Consider the following 593-nt stretch of genomic DNA (forward strand, 5'->3'; position numbering starts at 1 on the left):
GATTAGCCAAATCAATAGTCCAGCCGCTCCGTTCCATGTATTTGCTCACATGGAAGGCCGCTTTAATTGGTACAACACTCATTGAAATTATAGACAAATAGGGTGTGATTGGTGGCGGCTCGATCTCTTTTACAACTTGAGGATGCTATAATGCTTCAGAAAGCTCTCCAAATAACAAACAAAACATTCAAAGTAATAGTGATTGAGAGAAAACAACCTTAAAAAATAACTAGCCTGAAAAAAGGTTGGTTATTTTTTGATTGTTTGTCCAAGTGTAACTTTTTTTGAATCCACTTATAAAGTTTTACCTTGTTAAAAACAATTCTTTTCTGTAATAATATTTCTCTAGCCATACGAAATTTCTCAGATAATATGCCAAGGGGTGTTTTTTAGGAGAGGATAAACATAATTGATTAATTTTTCGTTGCAAAATCTGAATTTTAAGTTAATATTTCCTTCAAGGAACTAGTCAGATTTAACAGGAAGTCCATACCTTTTTCTTATATCAACATATTATGTAGTATCAATAAAACGAAGAAGGAATGGGTATGAAGTTTTTAAAAAATATTATTAAAATCGGATTTGGTTCTAAT

This window comes from Neobacillus drentensis, assembly GCF_036965645.1.
Classification (GTDB): domain Bacteria; phylum Bacillota; class Bacilli; order Bacillales; family Cytobacillaceae; genus Neobacillus; species Neobacillus drentensis_D.